This is a genomic window from Bradyrhizobium sp. 14AA, from assembly GCF_054185205.1.
In genome coordinates this window covers 200,178-223,396 of record NZ_JAVAYM010000007.1, presented here as the reverse complement: position 1 = coordinate 223,396, position 23,219 = coordinate 200,178, and the positions used below count along the sequence as shown (strand labels likewise).

The 23,219-nt window shown below is 63.6% G+C and carries 20 protein-coding genes; 6 read left to right on the top strand and 14 right to left on the bottom strand.

Annotation, left to right across the window (positions count from 1 at the left end; translation table 11 throughout):
* Window positions 1–4: 4 nt before the first annotated feature.
* Window positions 5–2,458, bottom strand: coding sequence for a TonB-dependent receptor (locus tag RAD15_RS15805; RefSeq protein WP_458178938.1), 2,454 nt, complete (start codon window positions 2,456–2,458; stop codon window positions 5–7).
* Between the two features lie 84 nt (window positions 2,459–2,542).
* Complete coding sequence (locus RAD15_RS15800; protein WP_458178936.1) at window positions 2,543–2,929, bottom strand: DUF2946 domain-containing protein; 387 nt, start codon at window positions 2,927–2,929, stop codon at window positions 2,543–2,545.
* A gap of 468 nt (window positions 2,930–3,397) precedes the next feature.
* Between RAD15_RS15800 and RAD15_RS15795 the strand changes: the two genes are divergently transcribed.
* From RAD15_RS15795 to RAD15_RS15770, 6 genes are all read left to right on the top strand, one after another.
* Complete coding sequence (locus RAD15_RS15795) at window positions 3,398–3,802, top strand: globin (protein WP_458178935.1); 405 nt, start codon at window positions 3,398–3,400, stop codon at window positions 3,800–3,802.
* 139 nt (window positions 3,803–3,941) lie between these two features.
* Complete coding sequence (locus tag RAD15_RS15790) at window positions 3,942–4,964, top strand: sugar ABC transporter substrate-binding protein (RefSeq protein ID WP_458178934.1); 1,023 nt, start codon at window positions 3,942–3,944, stop codon at window positions 4,962–4,964.
* A 6-nt stretch (window positions 4,965–4,970) separates the two neighbouring features.
* Window positions 4,971–6,473: a sugar ABC transporter ATP-binding protein gene (locus RAD15_RS15785; protein ID WP_458178932.1), complete on the top strand. Its 1,503-nt coding sequence runs from the start codon at window positions 4,971–4,973 to the stop codon at window positions 6,471–6,473.
* A gap of 12 nt (window positions 6,474–6,485) precedes the next feature.
* Window positions 6,486–7,514, top strand: coding sequence for an ABC transporter permease (locus tag RAD15_RS15780; protein WP_458178930.1), 1,029 nt, complete (start codon window positions 6,486–6,488; stop codon window positions 7,512–7,514).
* Window positions 7,515–7,870: 356 nt separating this feature from the next.
* Complete coding sequence (locus tag RAD15_RS15775) at window positions 7,871–10,660, top strand: UPF0182 family membrane protein (protein WP_458178928.1); 2,790 nt, start codon at window positions 7,871–7,873, stop codon at window positions 10,658–10,660.
* Between the two features lie 175 nt (window positions 10,661–10,835).
* Window positions 10,836–11,309: a c-type cytochrome gene (locus RAD15_RS15770; protein WP_458178926.1), complete on the top strand. Its 474-nt coding sequence runs from the start codon at window positions 10,836–10,838 to the stop codon at window positions 11,307–11,309.
* A 187-nt stretch (window positions 11,310–11,496) separates the two neighbouring features.
* Here RAD15_RS15770 and RAD15_RS15765 read toward each other — a convergent pair whose 3' ends face one another.
* From RAD15_RS15765 to RAD15_RS15710, 12 genes are all read right to left on the bottom strand, one after another.
* Window positions 11,497–12,390, bottom strand: coding sequence for an amino acid ABC transporter substrate-binding protein (locus RAD15_RS15765; protein WP_458178924.1), 894 nt, complete (start codon window positions 12,388–12,390; stop codon window positions 11,497–11,499).
* A gap of 139 nt (window positions 12,391–12,529) precedes the next feature.
* Entirely contained in the window at window positions 12,530–13,582 is a 1,053-nt protein-coding gene (locus tag RAD15_RS15760) for an ABC transporter ATP-binding protein (RefSeq protein WP_458178922.1), read from the bottom strand.
* Window positions 13,575–14,555: an ABC transporter ATP-binding protein gene (locus RAD15_RS15755; protein WP_458178920.1), complete on the bottom strand. Its 981-nt coding sequence runs from the start codon at window positions 14,553–14,555 to the stop codon at window positions 13,575–13,577. The genes RAD15_RS15760 and RAD15_RS15755 overlap by 8 nt, the downstream gene beginning before the upstream one ends.
* Window positions 14,552–15,373, bottom strand: a complete 822-nt coding sequence (locus RAD15_RS15750; protein ID WP_458178918.1) for an ABC transporter permease — start codon at window positions 15,371–15,373, stop codon at window positions 14,552–14,554. Before RAD15_RS15750 ends, RAD15_RS15755 begins: the two co-directional genes overlap by 4 nt.
* Window positions 15,370–16,293, bottom strand: a complete 924-nt coding sequence (locus RAD15_RS15745) for an ABC transporter permease (RefSeq protein ID WP_458179125.1) — start codon at window positions 16,291–16,293, stop codon at window positions 15,370–15,372. Before RAD15_RS15745 ends, RAD15_RS15750 begins: the two co-directional genes overlap by 4 nt.
* 56 nt (window positions 16,294–16,349) lie before the next feature.
* Window positions 16,350–17,939, bottom strand: a complete 1,590-nt coding sequence (locus RAD15_RS15740; RefSeq protein ID WP_458178916.1) for an ABC transporter substrate-binding protein — start codon at window positions 17,937–17,939, stop codon at window positions 16,350–16,352.
* 315 nt (window positions 17,940–18,254) lie between these two features.
* Entirely contained in the window at window positions 18,255–19,571 is a 1,317-nt protein-coding gene (mtnK, locus tag RAD15_RS15735) for an S-methyl-5-thioribose kinase (protein WP_458178914.1), read from the bottom strand.
* 35 nt (window positions 19,572–19,606) lie between these two features.
* Window positions 19,607–19,954 (bottom strand): hypothetical protein, encoded by a 348-nt coding sequence (locus tag RAD15_RS15730; protein ID WP_458178912.1) that lies wholly within the window; start codon window positions 19,952–19,954, stop codon window positions 19,607–19,609.
* A 31-nt stretch (window positions 19,955–19,985) separates the two neighbouring features.
* Window positions 19,986–20,261, bottom strand: coding sequence for a DUF1467 family protein (locus RAD15_RS15725; RefSeq protein ID WP_212483378.1), 276 nt, complete (start codon window positions 20,259–20,261; stop codon window positions 19,986–19,988).
* A 9-nt stretch (window positions 20,262–20,270) separates the two neighbouring features.
* Complete coding sequence (mce, locus tag RAD15_RS15720) at window positions 20,271–20,675, bottom strand: methylmalonyl-CoA epimerase (RefSeq protein ID WP_458178910.1); 405 nt, start codon at window positions 20,673–20,675, stop codon at window positions 20,271–20,273.
* A gap of 67 nt (window positions 20,676–20,742) precedes the next feature.
* The gene (locus tag RAD15_RS15715; RefSeq protein ID WP_458178908.1) at window positions 20,743–22,413 is read right to left on the bottom strand and encodes a ribonuclease J; all 1,671 of its coding nucleotides are present in this window, start codon (window positions 22,411–22,413) and stop codon (window positions 20,743–20,745) included.
* Complete coding sequence (locus RAD15_RS15710; RefSeq protein ID WP_458178906.1) at window positions 22,413–23,219, bottom strand: biotin--[acetyl-CoA-carboxylase] ligase; 807 nt, start codon at window positions 23,217–23,219, stop codon at window positions 22,413–22,415. Before RAD15_RS15710 ends, RAD15_RS15715 begins: the two co-directional genes overlap by 1 nt.

The window sequence follows — 23,219 nt, the reverse complement described above, 5'->3', positions numbered from 1 at the left end:
CCCGTCAGAACGTGTACTTGCCGGCGAGAACGAACGTTCGCCCCGGGAACGGATGGAACAGGAAATACTGCTCGTTGAAGAGATTATCGATACCGAAGTCGAACGCGAAATTCTTCGTCGCGTTGTAGTGGATCTTCAAGTCCACAACGAAAAAGTTATCGAACGCGCCGTAGACGTGGGAAACGCTGTCCGTGTTGTCCAGTGTCGAGTACTGCTTGCCACTGTAGCGTGCGGCAACGGTATAGGCCCAGCTATCATTCGGCCGATAGGTGACGCCGAACTTGGCGCGCCACTCCGGCACGTAAGGCACGTGCTTGCCGACGACAGTGGTCGGAACACCGGTTAGCGGATCCCTGCCGGCCCAGCCCGCGTCGGCCAGGATTCGCGAGTCCACATAGGTGACGCTGCCGAACAGCTGGAGACCACTGACGAGAACGTTGTCCTTGTCGGCGGACAACTCGATACCCTGCAACCTGACCGCATCGACATTGCTGAACGTGGTCGCGCTCTGGGTCGCGTTGATCATATTGGTCTGCGCGATGATGGCGTTGTTGGTCCGCTCCCTGAACAGGGTCAACCGGACGCGGCCGTCGTCCCAATGCCGTTCGATGTTGAACTCTCCGGTGAAGTCCTGCTCAGGCTTCAGGAAAGGATTTGCCACCGTGATCGTATTGCCGACGGTCACGTTCTGATAAAGTTCGAGAACCGTCGGGTAGCGATAGGCCTCACCGAAATTGGCGGTGATATTCCAGTCCTTGTTCGGATCGTAGGAGAGCGAAGCCTTTGGCGAGAAATTCGTCGAAGCAAGGCCCGGCTGGTTCGACGTGAACGACGAGGTAATGGCACCTGCTCCGCTCGCCTGGGTCACGACGTTCTGGCCATCGAGCGATTGCCAAGTCTCCAGCCTTCCGCCAAGGGTCAGCTTCAAATTCGGCTGGATTTTCCAGGCGTCCTGAAACCAGAGCGCGCCGGTGCGGGTTTCGCCCTGACTGTTTGCATAGAGCTGTCCCGTGGCGGTCGAGGCTTGATACCAGACTGCCGACCCATAGGTTGGATTTTCCAGGCGGTACCGATCGCCATGGACACCGAAGCTGACCTCGTGCGCACCGCCCGGACCCGTCGGACGCCAGATCCCCTTGGCGTCGACGTTCTGCCAATTGGTGCCATCCAGACGCTGGACCTTGCCGTTCTGCGAGAAGCCGACGCCGGTCGGCGTCACGGTGTATGGATTGAGCTGGGTATCCTCGAGATAATTATAGCTCGAGGCGGACAGGTCGAAATCGAAGACGCCTTTGGTATCGCTCTTGATTGCCACCGCATTGCTCAGATGGGTTTCGTCCCAGATATATTTGGCGTTCGCGAAGGTCGCGATGTTGTTGAAGGTCGGCAGCCCGGTCGCCGTCGACCGCAGATAGGTCTGGGGATTGGAAACCTGGTGATTGTTCCAGATTCCGAGCGAATAAGTCGCCTGCACCAGCGGCGATAGGTCGTAGGCGAGGCGCAGATTGGCTGACGTCTGCTGCGAATGCGCGAGAACGCCGGTGCCGACGACGTCGGCCTCCTGACCGACCTTGTTCTTGGCCGGGATAGCGCCGGTGGTGCCCGCCGGAATGCTACCGTTCGTCGTGTAGGTGAGCGGCTGCTGGTAGCTATCGAGGTAGTTGGCGCTGACGAGCCAGGACAGCTTGCCATCGCGATTGCCCGCGGCGGCGCTGGTCTGGCTGGTCACGTAGGTATCCTTGGTGCCGTATTGATTCCACGGCATCACCGAGACCGTTTCCTTGGCAACCGCGAACGGCTTGTCCGGCATCTTTGACGTGATCAGCAGCACGCCACCGATCGAGTTGCCGGGATAGGCGGCCGCGAACGGGCCGTTGAGGTAATCGACCCGCCCGATCGCTTCCGGCGAGATCAGGTTCCACCGCGGCGAGGAATTCGTGTTGTTGTTGCCGATCAGCGCCGAGATCAGGAGGTCGTCGTAATAGATCAGCGAGCGCGCGCTGGAGTTCACGCCCCAGCTTCGCGTCGCCAGCACTGCCTGATTGTCCCCGTCGTTGCGCTTCCGCACGAACAGGCTCGGCATGTATTTGACGGCGTCCTCGGGGTCCTTGAGGTTGATCGTCTCATCGACCTCTTTCGCCGTGATGCTGAAGGAACGTTGTGGCAATTGATAGCGCGCCACGGCGGCCGGTGCTTCCAGCGATGGGCGGGTGCTGCCCGCACCCTGTTCTCCCGAGGGAGTTGCCCGCTCGCTGGCGGGCCTTGCCGACTGGCTGCTCGCGGCGGCCGCACGCACCGCCGGTTTGCGCGGCTTGGGCTTCGCTGCGGCGGGCGCATCGACGGTCACCGGCGGCAGTACCGCACTGCTGCTTTCGGCGGAAACTCCGCTCGACGAGGCAAGCAGCGCGGCCTGAACGGCAACGATGCTCACGCCGCGGCGGGCATGACAACGTAACATGGGGCATTCCTGACGCCGGCTTTCTCTCCCGGCCATTCGACAGCATCAATCGCCAGCGGTCAGACCGCGGCGACACTGGGGTCGTCAGGAAAAGCGTGGCGGCGCCCGCGCCTGGGCGGTCGAGCCTCTATCAGGAGCGACGGTGGACGCATCCGCCGCGCGCCATACCACGCGCTCGGCGTGGCGGAACGGAGTGGAGAACGCGACGTGCGGCGGCGAATCGAGCGAGGCGCCGGCCTGCGCCAGGCAACAGAGCGCGCACGCGCCGGCATGGGCGGTCGGCGCTCCGGTCTGGTCGTTCGGGCCGCCCTGCTCGCTCGCGCTGTGGCAGATGACGGCGGCAGACAGCGGGTCGGCAACGGCCTTGCCGGCCGCCCAGCAGGCGGCAATCGGCGCCAGCACCTGCATCGCCAAAGCGAGCAAGACCAAGGGTAGGAATTTTTGCAGCCGTGCGCGCATCCGCCGAACCATTCGTTCGTCTGCTAACTAAACACCGGGCCACCCCCGAGTCGAGGTCAGTTCCGTCGCCTTCTTGGCCCAGCGCAAATTTGCCGAAATCTATGGCCCGGTAGACCACCACGGCTACGGGGCTGGCATTTGAGGCAGGTCAAAAGGCCCCGCCCGTCCACAGATTTCTTATATTTGTCATATGCTTGCACGGCTAAAGCCCGATCATTTCGTCTATTGCTCTTATTTTGAACAATCGTTGCCGAAAATGATGACAAGTGAGAAAAGTTGATCTAGCATCCCCCTTGCTCAGGCTGGCCGCGAGGTCGAAGTCTGGTGGTCCAAGTCTCGGGAGGAGCCCCTGACGCGCAAAATGCAGCGTCGCCCCGTCAATCAAGATCAAATCTTAAGATCGGGGATAATAGGGTCGACACAATTTTTGAGCGGGGCCAGGGCCCCGCTCTTTTTTTGTCTGCGGGGGCTGAAGCGCCGATGAATGCTTCTCCCAATCCGATCGAACGCAGCTTTGAGCTCGCGGCGTCGCGTTGCGCGGATATCACGCCGCTCGTCTATCGGCGCCTGTTCGAAGAGCATCCCGAAACGCGAGCGATGTTCCGCTCGCATGGCAGTGAGCTCGTGATGGGATCGATGCTTGCGCTGACGATCGAGGCGATCCTCGACTTCGCCGGCGACCGCCGCGGGCATTTCCGGCTGATCGCCTGCGAGGTCGCCTCGCACGAGGCCTATGGCACGCCGCGCGAGCTGTTCATCACTTTCTTCGCGATCATCAGGACTACGCTGCACGAGCTGCTCGGCGATGAATGGGCGCCGGATATTGCACAGGCCTGGGACAGGTTGCTCGTCGAGATCGACACATACGCAGGCGGTCCAGCCTGACGCTTTGCGCTGCACCAACACGGGCTGCGGCGATCTCGCGATTGATTGCAGATTGAGTGGCGTCAACTCTTGTGAGACACTTTCGGACATCGGTCGCGCAACCAATGACGCGCCGACGATAAAATATTGGGAGCGAGCGATGTCCGGGACGAAAGATTTCTCGACGACGAGGCGCGATCTTCTTCAGGCGGCAGCAACCGCCGGCGCAGCGACTGCCATGCTCGGCAGCATGGGCATAAACCCCGCATTGGCAGCAGAAGTCGGACGAAGCGAGAAGCCGCTGAAGGCGGCCTTCTCCAACGCAGGCCTCCAAGCCACCTGGTGCGCGCAGGGCAAGCAGGCCGCGGAATTCTGGGGCAAGCTGTTCAACGTCGAGGTCACCTGGTTCGACGGACAGCTCGACGCGGTGAAGCAGCGCGCGGCGATCGACAACATGGCCTCGCAGAAATGGGACTTCGTCGCGATCCAGGCTTTCGGCATCGGCACCCTCACCCAGCCCGTGCAGAAGATGATCGACGCCGGCACGCCCGTGATCGACATGGACACGCTGATTGCGCCGCTCGACCAGATCAACGTCCACTCCTTCCTCGCTCCCGACAACGAGTTCATGGGCGCCTCGGTGACGCAGGCGCTGTGCAACGCGATGGGCGGCAAGGGCAAGATCATCATGACCCAGGGCGCGCTCGGCCACACCGGCGCGCAAGGACGAGCCAAGGGCTTCAACTCGGTCGTCAAGCAGTTTCCGAACATCGAGGTGCTCGACACCCAGCCGGCCGATTGGGACGTCTCCAAGACCGCGCGCCTCTGGGAAACCTACCTCACCAAGTACCCGCAGATCGACGCAGCGTTCTTCCACAATGACGACATGGCGCTCGCCGCCGCCAACATCATGAAGGCGCGCAATCGCACCAACATCCTGATCGGCGGTGTGGATGCGATGCCGCCGGCGATCCAGGCGGTGAGCGAAGGCCGCATGTTCGCGACCGTCCGCAATCCGTCCTGCCGCATCCATGGCGGCGCAATCATCGCGGGCGTTTCCGCCGTGGTCGGCGGCGAGAAGAGCGGACAGGGCATTCCCAAGAACGTCGTCACCGACGGCCCGGTCGTGACCAAGGCGAACGCGCCCGGCATGCAATGGATGGAAGACCACTTCCTGATCTAGTCCTCCATGCCTGAGGTTCGTCCGCCCATCCTGGAACTGAAAGGCATCACGAAGAGCTTCGGCGGCGTCGAAGCGCTTCGTGGTGTCGACTTCGCGCTTCTTCCCGGCGAGATCCACGGTCTCGTCGGCGAGAACGGCGCGGGCAAAAGCACGCTGATGAAGATCATCGCCGGCGTGCACACCGAATTCTCCGGCCGCTTCCTGATCGACGGGAAGGACACCCATTTCCGTTCGGCCCGCGACGCACACGCCGCCGGCATCGCCATGGTGCATCAGGAGCTCAGCGTCGCGCCCGACCTCACGGTCGCCGAGAACGTCTTTCTGGGCAACCAGCCGACCAACGCCCTCGGCCTCGTGCAATGGCGTCGCATGGCGCGCGAGGCCGGCGAGCAGCTTGCCCGCTTCGGCATCGACGTCGATCCGATGACGCGGCTCGGCGATCTCCCGATCGGGCTGCAGCAGCTGATCGAGATCGCCCGCGTGCTGTTCTCCGGCGCGCGCATCGTCATCCTGGACGAGCCGACCTCCGCCCTCTCCCCGCCCGAGGTCGAGCGGTTGTTCGCAACGCTGCGGCGGCTGCGCGAGGAAGGCACGGCAATCGTCTTCATCTCGCATTTCATCGAGGACATCCTTCGCGTGTCCGACACGGTGACCGTATTCCGCAACGGCCGGAAGGTCGCCGAGACCGCGAGCGCAGCGACCAGCAAGGGCGCGCTGATCGAGGCCATGATCGGCCGCGGCGGCGAAGCGCTCGAGCACAGCTACACCGACGATCTGATGCTGCCGCAGCCGAGCGACAGCGCGGTGGTGCTGAAGGTCGACCAATTGTCGCTGGCCCGCAGCCTGAAGGATATCTCCTTCGAGGCCCGCGCCGGCGAGGTGCTCGGCATCTACGGCTTCATGGGCTGCGGCCAGCAGGAGCTGTCGCGCATCCTGTTCGGCAAGCTGAAGCCTGATAGCGGCACGCTCGCGGTCGACGGCGCGCCAAAGACCTTCGCCAGCACTGCGGCGGCGCGGCGCGCCGGCGTGGCGCTGGTGCCGGAGAGTCGGCGCGACATGCTGTTTCACCAGGAGCCGGTCTACAAGAACATCTCGATCAGCATTCTGGATCGCATCTCGTCGCTGCTGCTCAAGCCGGCGCAGGAGCGCGACATCGCCCAGCGGCAGGTCGAGCAGTTGCAGATCAGGCCGCCCGTGGTCGGCCTCGACCTCGGCATGCTCTCGGGCGGCAACCAGCAGAAGGTCGCGCTGGCGAAATGGCTCACCTATCCGCCCAAGCTGCTGGTGCTCTGCGAGCCGACCCGCGGCATGGATGTCGGCGCCAAGAACGACGTCATCAACATCGTGCGCGACCTCCGCGCCAGGGGGCTCGCGATCATCGTGCTGTCGACGGAGCCGGAAACGGTGCTGTCGCTGGCCGACCGCATCCTCGTGCTCAAGCGCGGCGCGGTGGTGCGTGAGTTCAAGAACGAGCCGGTCAGCAAGGACCGCCTGCTGGAAGCGGCGTGACGGAGAAGCACCATGGCGAGCACTGAAACGGCTCCGGCGGCGGGTCAGCGGGCACGGGGCCTTGCCCCCTTCCTGCGCTCGCAGATGCGCAACATCGCGCCGTTCCTGACGCTGATCTTCCTGTCCGCCTTCTTCGCCTTCGCCAGCCCCTCCTTCGCGACGCTGGACAATCTCGGCAACATCCTGACGCAGGTGTCGGTGACGGGCGTCATTGCGGTCGGCCTCACCTTCGTGATCCTCTGCGCCGAGATCGACCTGTCGATCGCCAGCATCGCCAACGTCACCGGCATCGCGGTCGCCTACTTCACGCTCCAGGATTCCTACGTCAACATCGCCAACATCCCCCTGCCCGGCGCGGTCGCGATTCTGCTGTCGATCCTGCTCTGCGCAGCGCTCGGCCTCGTCAACGCGCTGGGGCTGACGATGATCGGCATCCCCTCCTTCATCATGACGCTCGCGATGATGCAGATCGCGGCCGGCATCTCGGCGCTCCTGGTGCGCGGCCAGATCGCCTACAAGGTGCCGAGCCTGATCACGACGCTCGGCTCCGGCTCGATCGGCGGCATTCCCTGGATCGTCATCGTCGCCGCCATCATGCTGCTCGGCGGCCATCTGGTGCTGACCTACACGCGCTTCGGCCGCTACGTCTACATGGTCGGGGGCAACCGCGAGGCCGCCGAATATGCAGGCCTCAACGTCAAGCTCATCTTAGGTGCTGTGATGGTGATCTCGGCGGTGTGCTCGGGCATCGGCGGCATGCTCGGCGTCGCCCATTTCGGCAGCGCGCAGCAGAACGAGTTCGACACCTACCTGCTCGACTCCATCGCCGCCGTCGTGGTCGGCGGCACCAGCCTGTTCGGCGGCCGCGGCGGGATCGGCAACACCATCGTCGGGCTCTTCGTCCTCGGGGTCCTGAATAACGGCCTCGACCACGTCAACATCGACAGCTTCCTGAAGATCCTGATCCGCGGCCTGATCCTGCTGGCGGCGCTGATCATCAACGTCTATGCGCAGCGGCTGAGGGAAAAGGCGGCGGAGTAGACGGCCGCCGAAACAAAAACTCGAAAACAACCCCATGCACAGTAGAAATTGCTAGATATTTCAAGACCCTGCGCGAACCCATATTGGCCCGGGCAAGAACACAACGACGTTTGACTCGTCGGGCAAAACAGGCGCACAACTCTATCATGGCACCGATCGCGTGTCTGGGGAGCGCTGAGCTCAAGCCCGGGACGCATGGCTCTGTCGTCCGAGCCTCGCTCGCTTTCGCGCGTCCTCCCGAGTTCGACGTGCAGCCTGATGCGGGCATCTGCCTGTTATAGGAGGGCGGAGCAAAAAGCAGGTGCGTCGCCCCCGCGACACGCGCAACACGTCTGTCGTTCTGCTATAATGTAACTATGACGATCGGGATTTCCGGACCCGAACGGAAGGCACCAGGGCGAAGCGCCGTGGTGGGATTCATCATCGCGGCCATCATCGCCGCAATCGGTCTGATCCTGCTCGCGCTCGTCGGCGACTTCCTGGTCGACTGGATGTGGTTCTCGTCGATCGGCTACAGGCAGGTCTTCTGGACCACGATCGGCGCGAAAGCCGCCGTCTTCCTCGTTGTCTTCGCGGCGACCGCCGCCGTCTTGTGGACAAACGCGCGCCTTGCACTCGGCCTCGCCGGGCGCCGAAGCCGGTTGCCTGCGACCATCGACCCGCGGCTTGCGGCCGCTGCGGCGCTGCCCGATCCACTGGAATTCCTGCGCGAGCGGCTGCCGTGGCGCATCGTGATCGTCGCGAGTAGCGGTCTCTTCGCTCTGTTCGTCGCCTCGGGCGAAGTCGGCAACTGGAGCACTCTTCTGCGCTTCATCTATCAGGTGCCCTACGGCACCAACGATCCCTTGTACGACAAGGATATCGGCTTCTACCTCTTTTCCCTGCCCGCCTTTGTGGCCATGAAGAATTGGGCATTGCTGATGCTCGTCATGGGCGCACTGTTCGCCGGATCGATCTACTGGGTGTATGGCGACATCGAAGACCGAGCCCAGCGAATGTCGCCGGCGGCGATCTCGCACGGTTCGGTGCTTCTCGGCCTCTTCTTTGGCGTGAAGGCGTGGTCCTACGGTCTCGACCGCTATCTCCTACTGTACGGCGACAACGGCGTGGTGGTCGGCGCGGGCTTCACCGACGTCAATGTGGAACTGCCGCTCCTGTGGCTGCTGATCGCGCTTTCGATCGTCGCCGCTTTGGCGGCAGGCGCGAACCTGTGGGTGCGAACCTACCGCCTTCCGACCGCCGCGATCGTGCTGCTGTTCGGCAGCGCCTTGCTGCTGTCGGGCATCATCCCCGCGGTATTTCAGCGCTTCTACGTCGGGCCGAACGAGCTGGAGTGGGAGCGGCCCTACATCGAACGCAACATTGCCCTGACCCGCGAGGCCTACAATCTCAATCGGATCGTACCGAAGCCTTTCCCTGCGGAACAGGACCTGAGCTTCAGGACACTCGAGGTCAACAAGGCCACGATTGACAATATAAGACTGTGGGATTGGCAACCTTTGGCCGACACCTACGCGCAACTGCAGGAGATTCGCACCTACTACAAAGTGCGCAACCTCGATGTCGATCGATACTGGTTTGGCGACACCTACCAGAGCGTGATGATCTCGGCGCGCGAGCTGAATTCCGCGCTGCTGCCTCCCAATGCGCAGACTTGGGTCAACCGCCACATCCTTTTCACCCACGGCAATGGTGCGGTGATGAGTCCGGTCACCCAGAAGAGCGGTGAAGGGCTTCCGCTTCTCTATCTGCACGATATTCCTCCGGTTGCACACGGTGGCCCCGCTATTCGCGAGCCGCGCATCTATTACGGACAGGAGACCAACGACTACGTCATCGTCAAGGGAACCGTTCCGGAGTTCGACTACCCAAAGGGGAAGGACAACGCCTACGCAGCCTACGACGGCTCCGGTGGTATCCCGCTGTCGGGGATAGTGCGGAGACTGATCTTCTCCCACCATTTCAACGACGTAAACCTGCTGCTTTCAGACTACATCGGCGACGATAGCCGGATCATGATCCGGCGCAACATCAAGACTGGGGTCGGCACCATCGCCCCGTTCCTCACCCTCGATCGCGATCCCTATTTGGTCGTTAGCGAGGGCCGGATGTTCTGGATGCAGGACGCCTACACGACGAGCGAATATTTTCCCTACGCGCAGCCTGCGCCCGGCCACAACCTCAACTATATCAGGAATTCGGTGAAGGTCGTGATCGACGCCTACAACGGCACCATCGACTTTTACCTGATGGACCCGGCCGACCCGATCGCCGCGACCTATCAGCGAATCTTCCCCGCCCTGTTCAAGCCGTTCGCGGTCATGCCGCCCGATCTGCAAAAGCACATTCGCTATCCCGAAGACCTCTTCCTCATCCAGGCGCAGCTTTTCCAGACCTACCACATGGAAGCGGCCGATGTTTTCTATAACCGCGAGGACCTCTGGCAATTTCCGCGTCAGCCGGCCGGTGACGGCGTCTCTTCAATGGACGGCATTACCGCGATGGCCCCTTACTACATCATCATGCGGCTGCCCGGAGAGGTGCAAGCTCAGTTCTTCATCATGATCCCGATGGTGCCGAGCCGTCGCGACAACATGATCGCATGGCTCGCCGCGCGCTGCGACGAGCCCGGCTATGGCAAGTTGGTCGTGTACGAATTTCCCAAGGAGAAGCTGGTCTACGGACCGTTCCAGATCGAGGCGCGAATTCATCAGAACACGGAGATCTCCCAACAGATATCGCTGTGGAACCAGATGGGGTCGCGGGTGGTCCGGGGAAATCTGCTCGTGATCCCGATCGAGAATTCGATTCTCTACGTGTCGCCGCTGTATTTGCGGGCCGAGCAGGGACATTTGCCGGAGCTCAAGCGGGTCATTGCCGCCTATGGCGAGCACGTCGTCATGAAGGAAACACTAGCTGACGCCCTGTCGGCACTCTTCGTGGACGACGGACCCGCGCCGGCGCCGGGTGCGACCGCGGAATCGCCCAGCGAAGGGGCCGCGGCAAGGCGCGCGCAGGAGGCGCTCGATCACTACAATCACGCCATGGAGCGGTTGAAATTCGGCGATTGGACAGGCTTCGGCAAAGAGATCGGCGCGATGCGCGGTATTTTGGAGGATATCCGCCGGCAATCGGATAGCCGCTGAGGTGCCCGAGAAACGCTGTTTCGCGAGCCTTGTCGTTCAAGCCCCACCAGCGGCTATGCCCAGGTACCAGTTTGGACCCGACGCCGGCGCCAAGCGGTCCAGCTCGACCGACCGACACGCCTCGGCGACGCATCTGCTTCCAAGATCCCTTTCATTGATTGCATTGATTTGGATCATGGCGACCAGCACGAATGCCATCGAAAACGATGGCATTGAAAGTGGAGGAAGCGCCGTGAAGAAGCTTTCTGTCGCCGCTATCATCTTGGTTGCCACTGAGATCACCGCCTTCGCTCAACAAGGCAAGCCGGTCGATCTGGGCAAGCAGGCGTATGAGGTACAATGCGCCGTCTGTCATGGCTCGGACGCAAAGGGAAATGGCCTCTACGTCACAAGCCTCAAGGTCGCGCCATCGGATTTGACCTCATTGTCCAAGAAGAATGGCGGAGTGCTTCCCGTTGATCGCATCATCAAGGTGATCGACGGACGGACCGAGATCGCCGCCCACGGCTCGCGCGACATGCCGATCTGGGGCAAGCGATGGGCCTTGAACGCAGCGGAACACTATGTCGACGTTCCCTATGATCAAGAGGCCTACATACGCGCTCAAGCCCTGTCTATTGTCGATTATCTCAATCGAATTCAGCAGTAGCGCGGTCTCCATCTGGCCTCGTCAACCTGGCACGGTCCTCCAGCAGGTCGCGGGTCGGACAGCGCCGGGGCTTCCATGCGTGCGCTGGCGACGCAATGCATCGCGCCGCCATCGCAGCGATCGTGAAGGTTTTCGATCGCCCCAGATCGCCGTCTGCTTTTGGCGCTGACGTCGAGCCGTTTCGGGCTCATTCAGGGATCGCCTGCAACTCAAATCCGGCCTTGAGCAGCGGGCTCGTCGGGACCGAGATCGGATCGAACCATTTGGCATAGATCCCGGCGATCTCACCCGAGCGGAAAACCCGGGCCAGAGCCCTGTTCACCGCCAGGCGAAAGTCCGGGTCGCCGCGGCGAAACATGATCCCATAGGGATCATAACTGAGATAGCGGCCGACAACCTCGAGATCCTGCTTCCTGTCCGACTTGGCAAGCAGGCCGAACAGCACAATGTCGTCCGTCGCGAAGGAATCGGCCCTCTTCGTCTCAAGCGCGGCAATTCCGTCGGCGTAATCCTTTGCGGACAGGAGCTGGGTCCCCTTCGCCCGTCCGTCGTCGATCAGCGCCTTCAGCGCCTTTTCGTTCGTGGAGCCGCCGACGACGGCGATCGTCTTGCCCGCGAGATCCTCGATGTCCCGGACCTTATCGGCTTTCCATGTCAGCAGACGCGTGCCGGTCGTGAAGTAGATCGCCGAGAAATCGACCTGCTGTTGTCGTGCAAGCGTGTTGGTCGTCGATCCACACTCGAGGTCGACGGTCCCATCGACAACCGCGGGGATACGCGTCTGGGGGGTGACGACGGCATATCTGACGGCGAGGTCGGGCCTCTCCAGGACGGCCTTCACGTGATCCACGATCTTCAGACATAAATCGACGGCATATCCGGCCGGCTGCTTGTTCGCGTCGAGGAATGAAAAGGGAGTGGAGGCTTCGCGGTGGCCAATCGTGATGGTCCCGCTATTCCTGATCTTCTCCAGTGTCCCGGACAACTCCGCGGCGCGCGCCATGCCACCGATGGAGCCGAGCATGATCAATGAGGCGCCGCCAATAGCGCAAAACCGCAAGAGACCAGATGAAGTCCGCATTTCCGCCTCCTCTGCCTCGATGAAAAATCTCAAGGTAAAGGCGCAAAGCCGGCCTGAATTTGCGCTGGATCAATCTCGATGCGGAGACGGCCCCGTCTCGCCTCGCATGTTTGGCGAGCGGGAAATGCGCTCCTCTATTTTAGGGAGATCCGCTCTCGCTCGCCACCGCCGCCGCCCGCCCCGCAATCTCCTCGCTCCGCCAGCACCGCACCGCATGCCCATCCGGCCGCGTCTCCAATGACGGACCGGGCTCGTGGCGGCACACGTCCACGGCATATCGACACCGCGGGCTGAACGCGCATCCGTTCGGGGGATTGAGCGGGTTGGGAAGGTCGCCGCCCGTCGTCGCCAGCGGTGCATGGCGCAGGGGATCGGGGATGGCGGCGATCAGGGCTTGCGTATAGGGGTGCGCCGGCCGCTCGAAGATTTCGCGCCAGTCGCCGTTCTCGACGATGCGGCCGAGATACATCACGGCGACCCTGTCGCTCATGTGCTCGACGACGCCGAGGTCGTGGCTGATCATGATGTAGGAGAGACCGAGCGTGTCCTTCAATTCCAGCAGCAGATTGATGATCTGGGCGCGGATCGAGACGTCGAGCGCCGAGACCGGCTCGTCGCAGATGACGATCTTGGGATTGAGGATCAGCGCGCGCGCGATGCCGATGCGCTGGCGCTGGCCGCCGGAGAATTCGTGCGGGTAGCGGTCGGCCTGTTCGGGCCGCAGGCCGACACGCCGCAGCATGGTCGCGACGCGGTCCTCGATTTCGCTTTTCGCGCTCACGCCATGCACGCGCAGCGGATCTTCCAGCGTGCGGCGAACGGTCTGGCGCGGATTGAGCGAGGCGTAGGGATCCTGAAACACGATCTGCACGGTGCGGGCCAAGGCCTTGCGATCGCCGGACGGACTGTTCGTCACGACCTGCCCGTCCACCATGATGCGGCCGCGCGTCGGCGCCAGCAGGCCAAGGATCGATAACGCGACCGTCGACTTGCCCGAACCGGACTCGCCGACGAGGCCGAGGCATTCGCCGCGCTTCAGGGTGAGATTGACACCGTCGACGGCACGGAGCAGCCGCCTGTTACGGCCGAGCAGGCCGCCGCCCAGCGGAAAGTGAACCGCGAGATCCTCGACGCTGAGGATGAGATCGTCGTCCGGCTTGGCCCCTCCCCGCATGTTTTGCGCGTCATGCATGGTGATGACACCTCACCAGCCCGCCGGCTCCCAGCAAATCCGTCTGCGGCGCGACTGTCCGGCAGATATCGGTCGCCTGCGCGCAACGCGGATTGAACCTGCAGCCATCGGGGAAGCTGGTGATGGCCGGGACCACGCCCGCGATCTCCTTGAGCCTGGTACGGCCGAGCGCGGCGCGACTGCCGAGCCGCGGCAGCGAGTCGACGAGGCCCTGGGTGTAGGGGTGCGAGGGCGAGCGGAAGATGTCGGCCGAGCCGCGCTCCTCGACAATCCGGCCGGCATACATCACGGCCACGCGGCGGCAGACATTGGCGACGAGGCCAAGATCGTGGCTGATCATCAGGATCGCGGTTCCCCGCTCGGCGCATAGATTCCGCATCAGCTCGATGATTTCAGCTTGCACGGTCACGTCGAGCGCGGTCGTCGGCTCGTCGGCGATCAGGAGATCCGGGCCGCAGGCAAGCGCGATGGCGATCATCACGCGCTGGCGCATGCCGCCGGACAGCTGGTGCGGGTAGTCGTTGACGCGCCGCTCGGGCGCGGGAACGCGGACATTCGCCAGTGCCTCCACCGCCAGCTGATTGGCCTCCCGCCAGCTTTTGCCCTTGTGCAGCACGAACATCTCGGCGATCTGCCGTCCCACGGGCGAGACCGGGTTCAACGCCGTCATTGGTTCCTGGAAGATCATGGCGATGCGGTTGCCGCGCAGCTGCCGTTGCCCGGCAGCCGAAAGGTGCTGGATTTCCTTCCCGTCAAATCGGATGACGCCGCCGCCGATCGACAGCGGCGGCCGCAGCAGGCCGATCAAGGCGAGCGCCGTGATGCTCTTGCCGCAGCCGGATTCGCCGACAAGGCCGAATGTCTCGCCACGATCGATGCGGAATGAAATGCCCTCGGCCGCCGCGACGCGCCTCGATCCATCATCGAGATCGATGCGGAGATCCTCGACCTCGATCAGTGGCGCGCCGGTCATGTCCGCCGGCTCCGCGATTGCGGGTCGAGAATGTCGCGGAGGCCATCGCCGAGCAGATTGAGGCCGAGCACCGTCAGGAAGATGGCAAGGCCGGGAAACAGCGAAAGCCACGGCGCCGTCGTGATCTGGTCGCGGGCCTCCGACAACATGCTGCCCCAGCTGGGAAAGGGCGGGCGCACGCCAAGGCCAAGGAACGACAATGCGGCTTCGGACAGGACAGCGCTGCCCATGCCGAGCGTGCCGATGACGACGATGGGTCCCAGCATGTTCGGCAGCAGCTGCGTGATCATGATGCGCAGATCGCCGTAGCCGAGCACGGTTGCGGCCTGCACATAGCCCTGGCTCCTCAGCGACAGCGCCGAGGCCCGCGCGAGCCGGCAGGTGAAGGACCAGTTGGTCAATCCGAGCGCGATCAGCAGGCTCGTCAGGCCCGGACCGAGCACCGCCATGATGGCCAGCGCGAAGATCAGCGAGGGGATCGCGAGCATGAGATTGGTCAGGGCGTTGACGACATCGTCCCACCAGCCGCCCCAATAGCCGGCGCTCAGGCCCAGGGCCACGCCGATGACGCTGTTGATGAGCTGCGAGACGATGCCGACCGTCAGCGAGACGCGCGCGCCGTAGACGACGCGGGAATAGATGTCGCGGCCCTGCCCGTCGGTGCCGAACCACCAGGTCCAGCTCGGAGGCTCCTCGGCGTTCATCAAATTGGCGTCGAGGACCGGATCGGTGTGCGCCAGCCAGGGCGCCAGCAGGCCGACGAGGATCGCAAGCGCGAACAACAGCCCGCCGATGATGAGATTGGCGCGGAGCTTCATGCGTATCTGATCCTGGGATCGATCACGCCGTAGAGCACGTCGATCAGCAGATTGATCGCCAGAAAGAACAGCACCACCACGAGAATGGAGCCCTGGACCGCCGGAATGTCGCGCTGCAGGACGCTGTCGACGAGCAGCGAGCCGATGCCGGGCCAGGAGAACAATTTCTCCACGACGACCGCCTGCCCCATCAGCGCGCCGAATTGCAGGCCGACCGTGGTGAGGATGATGACGAGGGCGTTGCGCATCACGTGCCACTTCACGACCCGCGTTTCGCTCATGCCCTTGGAGCGCGCAGTGCGGACGAAATCGGCGGTCATGATCTCGAGGACGGCGGCGCGCGTCGTCCGGGCGAACAGCGCCATCGGCGAGACGCCGAGTGTCACCGCCGGCAGGAGCAGATATTTCAGTCCCCCGTCGCCGTAGCCGAAACTCGGCAGCCAGCCGAGCTTCAACGCGAACAGATACATCAACAGCAGTCCGAGCCAGAATTTGGCCAGTGACAAGCCCGACACCGCCAGCACCATCGAGGCGGTGTCGACAAGACTACCCGGCCGCAAGGCGGCGATGAAGCCGAGCGGCACACCGAGCACGACCGCAAACGCCATGGATGCGAAGATAAGTTGCAGCGTCGGCCATGCCCGTTTGGCGATCATGATCGTCACCGGCTCGCGGGTCCGGAACGAGGCCCCCAGATCACCGGTCGCGAGCCGGGCGATATAGGCGCCGAAACGCATGTAGACGGGCTCGTCCAGGCCGAGCTGCTTCTTCATGCGCAGCTCAACCTGCGGATCGCTGTCGTCGCTCATGGTCGAGACGATGCTGCCCGGAACGACGCTGAACAGCACGAAGACCAGCAGCACGACAGCAAGCACCGTCGGAATGGTTTGCAGGAGGCGACGGATCAGGAACGAGAGCATCGGCACTTTTCCTCTCTCCCTTCATCGTTACGATGGAGGGAGCGCGAGAGCGCGTGTCACTTCGCGGGCGAGGTCTGGTCGACCCAGAGGTCTTCGACGTCCTGATGGGTCAGCTCCGTCGCGTTCAACTGAATCCCCTTCAGCCACGGCTGCACCGCCATGACCGCCTTGTTGTAGTTGAAGAACCAGACCGGCGCCTCGTCATAGAGCAGCGCGTTGGCCTTCTGCAGCAGCTGGCCACGCTTGGCGGGATCATCCGCCTGCCCGGCTTCATCGACCAGCTTGTCGAAGTCGGCATTCCTAAAGTTCATGTAGTTGCAGGCCGATTGCGGCGTCGCCGAGTGGAAGCATTTGAGGGCGGCCTGGGGATCCGGGCCGGTCGCCTGGGAATAGATGAAGGCCTGGTAGTCGCCGCTGCGAACCACCTCCGCCAGCACCGCGGTCTCGACCTGCTTGACCTTCGCCTTGATGCCGACCTTGTCCAGCATCGGGATGACGGCCGTGACGATCGGCAAGCCCCAGCTTTCGTTCTGGCTCGTGGTCCATTCGAATTCGAAGCCCGAGGGATAGCCCGCCTCCGTGAGCAATTGCTTGGCCTTGGCGGGATCGTAGGCATAGGGCTTCATGGTCTTGTCGTAGAGGGGCGAGGTCAGCGGCAGCCAGCTGGTGGCGCGATAGGCCTTGCCCTTGACCAGCTTGTTGATGATCAGGTCGGTATCGATCGCGAAGTTGATCGCCTGCCGGACGCGCTTGTCGGCGAACGGCTTGAAGGAGGTGTTCATCCCCATGTAGCGCGTGAAGACTTCGGCGACCTCGACGATGGTGCCCTTGAGGTCCGCGTCCGACTGATAGGCGACATACTGCGCAGGTCCCAGCACCGAGGTGTCGATCTCCTTGTTGCGGAAGGCGACGTCGCGTGCCGCGGCCTCACCCATCACCGACACGATGACCTTGTCGGCGTAGGGCTTGCCGGGCTTGTAGAACCGGTCCCACCGCTCGAGCACGATGCGCGATCCCGGCACATGCTCGACGAACTTGAACGGCCCAAGGCCGATCGGCTTCTGGATGAAGCTCTCCTTGGCGGCCTCGTCGGCGGGATAGATCGAGGTCAGCGCGGTGAAGAAGTAGAAGCCGGGATCGACCTTCTCGGTCAGCTTCATCTCAATGGTGAAGTCGTCGATCTTCTTCAGGCCGGAGATGTCCTTGGCCTGGCCCTTCTCCACCGCGGCCGCGCCTTCGATCACGCGGACATAACGCGCGCCGGGATAGGCCTTGGTGCCGTCCATGATGCGGTTGTAGGACCAGATGACGTCGTCGGCGGTCATCTTGCGGCCGTTGTGGAAATAGGCGTCGTCCCGCAGCTTGAAGGTGTGAACGAGGCCTCCGCCCGAGACCACATCCTCCCTGGCGAGCTCCAGGACCGGCTTTCCTTCCGCCGAATTCCAGATGTAGAGCGAGCGATGCAGCGCCTTGGCGTAGATCTCGTCCTGGGCGCGCTGCGTCGTGTGAATGTCCAGGCTGGTGAAACTCGAGCCATAGGGCGCGGTCATGCGGATGGTTCCGCCCTTGCGCGGGGTCTGGGCCTCCGCTGATCCGGCAAGCGCCAGTCCCAACCCAGCGACGATCGCCACGATCCTGAACATCATGTCCCCTCCGACAATGCACGCACATTCCAGTCACGGAGTTGACCACTCGCGGCACGTCGAGTGCAAGCACCTCTTTTGCTCTTGATGGCGCAGTTCCTGGCAACGCATCCTCCGAGACGCCCGCCCCGGAGGCCAACCCTCGGGAAGAGGTCGTGCGCTGCGGCGAGACCTTCAATCGGTCGAGAATCGGAAGCGGAAACAACCATCTACGAGCGGTGAACGTCCTGCGGGATCGTTACTACCAAGCTCAAGACAAGGGCCTTCAGCCCTGGGATCTCGCCAGGGTGGGAATCCGAAAAGATGAAGAGCCGAACGCTAGGTGTTCTGCTCGCCGGCGGTCTGATTGCCGCCAGATAGCTCCGGCTGCCAGTCGCGCAGCTTTCGCGCGGCGCCGGCAACGTCGGCGATCGTTCGAAACGCCGCCGCCTCCACCATCATCCCTCGCGCGAGCCGCACGGCACGCGCCTCGCTAGCCGCCCGCTTCTTCGGGTCCTCGATCAGCTCGAAATCGATATTGTGGGCCAGACCGAAGATACGGCGGATAGTCTTGGCCGCGGCGAAACCGACAGTGTCAGTGAACAGCCGCTGCATGTAGGCCTGCCGCTCGGCTTCCAGCCGCATAGCGCCCTTCTCGCCGGCGAAGAGGGAAACCGGATAGGCATCGCCCGCCGCGCCGGCGCGCCAGAGATCGAGGAATTTGCGGGCGAACTCGTTCCAGACCTTTTCGACCGTCGTCAGCACCCAGCCTTCGAACGCCTGCCGCTCGCCCGGCGCGCGCTCATGGCCGGCGGAGGCAAAAAAGGCCATCAGCAGGTTCGCCAGCACGGCGCCGATGTCGAAACCCATCGGGCCGTAGAATGCGAATTCCGGATCGATCACCCGCGTCTGGCTCTCAGTCACCATGATCGAGCCGGTGTGGAGGTCGCCATGAAGCAGCGCCTCGGGGCTTGCCATGAATTTCAGCTTCAAGCGGGAAATCGCGACGTGCAGCTCCATGTCATCACGCAGGCTGGCAGCGAGTGCATCGAGATATGGCGCGGTCCAGCGGTTCTGCTCGGCGATGCGGTAGGGATCGGTGAAGATCAGATCCTCCGTGATCTTGCAGAGCGCATGGTTACCGGCGAAGGCGGCGATGCCCTCCTTCTTCTCGGCGGCGGAGAGCGCGAGGTCGGAGGTGAAGAACAGCGTCCGCGCCATGAAGGTGGTGATGTCGTCCACGAAGCCAGGATATTGCGTTCCCGCGACCAGCCCCTTGCGCATGATGATGTGGGGCTCGAGCAGCTCCATCACCGTCAGCGCCAGCGTCTCGTTGTGATGCAGAAGCGCCGGCACGAGGCCGGGCGCGAGCTGGGCCTGCCGGGACAGAGCAAGGTATTCATAGTGGGCCCGCGACAGCGGCAACGGCCAGCTTTCGCCGACGAGGCGGACGTAAGGCAGCGCCTGCTTGACGGCGACGCCGCCGCGTTCGCCCTTCACGATGAAGACGAGATTGAGATTGCCGTCGCCGACTTCGGTGATCGTCCAGCCGGCCGGCTCGCCGCCGAGGAGTGTCTTAAGGTCCGTCAGGCCCGCGAGATAATCCCGCAAGGCCGCTTCATGCAGAATCCGGTAATCCCCCTGCCCCTGCGCCATGACGATCCCATCCCATGCTTGGCATGGCCGGATCGTTACTCCCGCTCCAGGAAGCTCGAGCCGATCCCGGCCGTTCTTTTGATCGGATCGTAATCGCAATAGACGCTGTCCGCCACCAGCGTGTAGCTGGCGCTGACCGTGTATTTGTCGAGCTTGACCGAGTTCAGCCCGATGACCGAGGTGCTCTTGCCGCCGTTCCATTTGAACGGCGTCGAGCTCTTGGCCTGCTCGCAGGCCATGACCGCCTCGTTGAAGACATAGCCCTCGACGAACGCCTTCAGCGTCCGCACCTGCACCGCCATCTTCCACTCGAAATAGCCGATGGCACCGAGACCGGCGACGATCAGCACCAGAAGCGCGATGACGATCCTCTGAAAAGTCATTCGTTCCCCCCAAAAACAATATCAAAAAAGTCTAGAACGGCATTCCCATCAGTTTCGACAGGCGTTCGATCGAGAGATAGCCGGCGTGATAGGCCGCTATGCCGATCCCATAGATGATCGCCGAGATGATCGTGGTCCAGATCAGCTTGCGGCCCATCCGCGTCAGGATCGGTGCGCCGGGGTCGGTGCCGGGTGCGCCGACGCCGTCCTCGTGCTGGCTGCGCACGCCGAACGGCAGCGTCAGGAACAGCGCGATCCACCAGATGACGAAGTAAATCGCGAGCGCGGTTGAGATCTGAATGGCCATGGGGCGGCCTTAGGCCTGCTCGATTTCGACCAGCGCGCCGGAAAAATCCTTGGGGTGCAGGAACAGCACCGGCTTGCCGTGGGCGCCGATCTTCGGCACGCCGTCGCCGAGCACGCGCGCGCCCTCCTTCACCAGCGTGTCGCGCGAGACGATGATGTCGACGACCTCGTAGCAGACGTGGTGGATGCCGCCGTCGGCATTGCGCTCGAGGAATTTTGCGATCGGCGAGGCCTCGCCGAGCGGCTCGATGAATTCGATCTTGGTGTTGGGCAGCGTCGCGAACACGGTGGTGACGCCATGCTCGGGCAGCGCGACGGCCTCCGAAATCTGGGCACCGAATGCGGCGCCGTAGATCTTTGCGGCCTTCACAGCGTCCTTGGTCGCGATCGCGACATGGTTGAGCCGGCCCAGCATGTTTCTCTCCCTCAGAGCATGATCCGGAAAAGGCGGAGCGACCCGCCCGCGAGATCATGCTGACACGTTACACCGTCAGTACATGTACCAGACAGGGGGGCTTTTTGCCCCAATGTTCGTTGATCACGGCCCGGACAGCGCGTCGCACCGACTCGCCCAATGCATCGGGATCGCGGCGGCGCGCCTTCGGCAGGCCTTCGACGGTGGAGACCACCGCGTCGAAGACGAGGTCGTCGAAGGTCTCACCCTCCCTGTTCTTCTCGGGAATACCGACGAGATCGACCTCGGGATCGTCGGCCAGCTCGCCCTGCTCGGTCATGGCGATGGCAACGAACGCACAGCCGGAGAACGCCATGCGGCGGCGCTCGATCACGGCGCGGGACTTGGAATCCTCCAAAATCGTGCCGTCCTTGTAGAGGCGGCCGGAGGGCACTTCGCCAATGATGCCGGGATCGCCCGGACCGAGCTTGATCAGGTCGCCGTTGCGGACGACCAGCACGCGCGGCACGCCGGCGGCGCGCGCGAGCTTGGCGTGCTCGTTCAGGTGCAGCGCCTCGCCGTGGACCGGGATCAGGAGCTGCGGCTTCACCCAGCCGATCATGTCGCGCAATTCGTCGCGGCGGGGGTGGCCGGAGACGTGGACCAGATGGTCGCGATCGGTGATGATCTCGACGCCCTGCAGCACGAGATTGTTGATGATCGAGCCGACGGCCTTCTCGTTGCCCGGGATGGTCCGCGAGGAGAAGATGACGCTGTCGCCGCGGTTGAGCGTGATCTCGGGATGGTCGTCATTGGCGATGCGCGCCAGCGCCGCGCGCGGCTCGCCCTGGCTGCCGGTGCACAGCGCCAGCACCTTGTCCTGCGGCAGATGGCCGTAGACCTCGGGCGAACGGAAATTCTGCACGCCGTCGAGATAGCCGCATTCGCGCGCGACCTGCACCACGCGCTCCATGGCGCGGCCGACCACGACGACCTCACGGTCGGCAGCCCTGGCGGCGGCGGCGACAGCCTTGATGCGCGCAACGTTGGAGGCGAAGGTCGTGACCGCGACGCGGCCCTTGGCTGATTTCACGAGGTCGATGATGGTCCGGGCGACCTCGGCTTCCGAGGGCGAACGGCCGTCGCGCACTGCGTTGGTGGAATCGCCGATCAGGGCGAGCACGCCCTCCTCGCCGAGCTCGCGCAGCCGCTTCTCGTCGGTCGGCGCTCCAAGCGTCGGGGTCGGGTCGATCTTCCAGTCGCCGGTGTGCAGCACCGTGCCGGCTTCGGTATGGATCGCCAGCGCATGCGCCTCAGGAATCGAATGCGCGACGGGAATGAACTCGACGTTGAACGGGCCGATATCGATGCGCCCGCCCGATGGCACCACCGTCACCGGGATTTTTGGCGCGTTGCGCTCGGCGGCGCATTTGGCCTCGAACAGCGCCGCGCTGAACTGCGTCGCGTAGATCGGGCATTTCAGCTTGGGCCAGAGATCGATGATGGCGCCGAAATGGTCCTCATGGGCGTGCGTCAGCACGAGGCCCATCAGGTTCTTGCGTTCCTTCTCCAGGAAGCTGATGTCGGGCATGATCAGGTCGATGCCCGGCAGGTGCTCCTCGTCGCCGAAGGAGACGCCGAGATCGACCGCCATCCAGGCGCGCTGCTGGCGGCTGCCGAGGCCGTAGATCGACAGGTTCATGCCGATCTCGCCGACACCGCCGAGCGGCGCAAACACCAGTTCGTCGGGCTTTGCCATCACGCAGCTCCCACCGAGCGCACCGGGCCGAAGAACACCTCGCCTGCGGCCACCGGCACCCGGCGGCCCTCCGCGGTGCGGACGATCAGGCAGCCGGTGTCGTCGATCGTGTCAAAAATGCCTTCCAGCGTCGTCGCTCCCGTGTTGATCGCAACCCGCTCGCCGAGCCCGGCGGCGCGCTCCAGCCACAGCTTGCGGATCTCCACAAAGCCGCGACCATTGTCCCAGATGCCGCGGAACTCGACCCAGGCATCCGACAGGGCCGTGAACAGTTCTTCGGCGCTGATCTGGACGCCGAGTGCTGCGAGCGACACGGCGGGCGTCGGGGTGCCCTCGGGCGCCGCCACGACGTTGGTGCCGATGCCGACCACGATGGCGAGGCGGTCGCCGACGGCCTCCGCCTCCAGGCCGATGCCGACGAGCTTCTTGCCGTTCGCGAGGACGTCGTTCGGCCATTTCAGGGCGTATCTTGGCCGGTCAGGACCGAGCCGCAGCGCGGCCTCGAGGCTGACCTTCTCGAGGGCCGCCTCTTCCGCCAGTCCCGCCGCAAAACCGATGGTGGCGGCAACCGCTGGCGCAATATCCAGCACTTCGAGGACGCTGGCGGCGAGATTGCCCTTCGGCGCTATCCAGGCGCGCTGGCGCCGGCCGCGGCCGGCGGTCTGCTCGGATGTGACGAACCAGATCGGGCCGCGTTCGCCACCCCTGGCGTGCTCGATCGCCTCGGTATTGGTCGAGCCGGTCCGCTCAAAAGCTGCGAGCCTGTAGCCCGCCGAGAGTGCGCGAGGACCGAGCGCGAACCCCAT

Excerpts from the sequence above, each read along its gene's own strand:
- RAD15_RS15805 (WP_458178938.1), bottom strand. The coding sequence starts at position 2,458 with ATGTTACGTTGTCATGCCCGCCGCGGCGTGAGCATCGTTGCCGTTCAG.
- RAD15_RS15800 (WP_458178936.1), bottom strand. The coding sequence starts at position 2,929 with ATGGTTCGGCGGATGCGCGCACGGCTGCAAAAATTCCTACCCTTGGTC.
- RAD15_RS15795 (WP_458178935.1), top strand. The coding sequence starts at position 3,398 with ATGAATGCTTCTCCCAATCCGATCGAACGCAGCTTTGAGCTCGCGGCG.
- RAD15_RS15790 (WP_458178934.1), top strand. The coding sequence starts at position 3,942 with ATGTCCGGGACGAAAGATTTCTCGACGACGAGGCGCGATCTTCTTCAG.
- RAD15_RS15785 (WP_458178932.1), top strand. The coding sequence starts at position 4,971 with ATGCCTGAGGTTCGTCCGCCCATCCTGGAACTGAAAGGCATCACGAAG.
- RAD15_RS15780 (WP_458178930.1), top strand. The coding sequence starts at position 6,486 with ATGGCGAGCACTGAAACGGCTCCGGCGGCGGGTCAGCGGGCACGGGGC.
- RAD15_RS15775 (WP_458178928.1), top strand. The coding sequence starts at position 7,871 with ATGACGATCGGGATTTCCGGACCCGAACGGAAGGCACCAGGGCGAAGC.
- RAD15_RS15770 (WP_458178926.1), top strand. The coding sequence starts at position 10,836 with ATGGCGACCAGCACGAATGCCATCGAAAACGATGGCATTGAAAGTGGA.
- RAD15_RS15765 (WP_458178924.1), bottom strand. The coding sequence starts at position 12,390 with ATGCGGACTTCATCTGGTCTCTTGCGGTTTTGCGCTATTGGCGGCGCC.
- RAD15_RS15760 (WP_458178922.1), bottom strand. The coding sequence starts at position 13,582 with ATGCATGACGCGCAAAACATGCGGGGAGGGGCCAAGCCGGACGACGAT.
- RAD15_RS15755 (WP_458178920.1), bottom strand. The coding sequence starts at position 14,555 with ATGACCGGCGCGCCACTGATCGAGGTCGAGGATCTCCGCATCGATCTC.
- RAD15_RS15750 (WP_458178918.1), bottom strand. The coding sequence starts at position 15,373 with ATGAAGCTCCGCGCCAATCTCATCATCGGCGGGCTGTTGTTCGCGCTT.
- RAD15_RS15745 (WP_458179125.1), bottom strand. The coding sequence starts at position 16,293 with ATGCTCTCGTTCCTGATCCGTCGCCTCCTGCAAACCATTCCGACGGTG.
- RAD15_RS15740 (WP_458178916.1), bottom strand. The coding sequence starts at position 17,939 with ATGATGTTCAGGATCGTGGCGATCGTCGCTGGGTTGGGACTGGCGCTT.
- mtnK (WP_458178914.1), bottom strand. The coding sequence starts at position 19,571 with ATGGCGCAGGGGCAGGGGGATTACCGGATTCTGCATGAAGCGGCCTTG.
- RAD15_RS15730 (WP_458178912.1), bottom strand. The coding sequence starts at position 19,954 with ATGACTTTTCAGAGGATCGTCATCGCGCTTCTGGTGCTGATCGTCGCC.
- RAD15_RS15725 (WP_212483378.1), bottom strand. The coding sequence starts at position 20,261 with ATGGCCATTCAGATCTCAACCGCGCTCGCGATTTACTTCGTCATCTGG.
- mce (WP_458178910.1), bottom strand. The coding sequence starts at position 20,675 with ATGCTGGGCCGGCTCAACCATGTCGCGATCGCGACCAAGGACGCTGTG.
- RAD15_RS15715 (WP_458178908.1), bottom strand. The coding sequence starts at position 22,413 with ATGGCAAAGCCCGACGAACTGGTGTTTGCGCCGCTCGGCGGTGTCGGC.
- RAD15_RS15710 (WP_458178906.1), bottom strand. The coding sequence starts at position 23,219 with ATGGGGTTCGCGCTCGGTCCTCGCGCACTCTCGGCGGGCTACAGGCTC.